General features: G+C 67.3%; 1 pseudogene. It reads left to right on the top strand.

Going from position 1 to position 217, the window contains the following annotated elements:
* Positions 1-217 (top strand): annotated as a pseudogene (locus MFF24_RS28740) (IS5/IS1182 family transposase); the annotation flags it as partial.

The following is a 217-nucleotide window of genomic DNA, read 5'->3' as shown; positions in this document are numbered from 1 at the left end:
ACGACCGCACCCAGCTGGCGCACATGAGCCGCCAGGGCCAGGTCGCAACCGGGCATGAAGCGCTCAGCGTGCTGGCTGACCGCGGCTACTTCTCGGGCGAGGAGATCCTAGCCTGCGATCAGGCTGGTATCGCGGTGACACTGCCCAAGCCGCTGACCTCGGGTGCCAAGGCGGAAGGGCGCTTCGGCAAACAGGACTTCGTCTACGAGGCGGAGGC

Origin of the sequence: Methylorubrum aminovorans (assembly GCF_022179725.1) — a bacterium.
Lineage (GTDB): Bacteria > Pseudomonadota > Alphaproteobacteria > Rhizobiales > Beijerinckiaceae > Methylobacterium > Methylobacterium aminovorans.
This window is presented reverse-complemented; position numbering and strand designations above follow the sequence as displayed.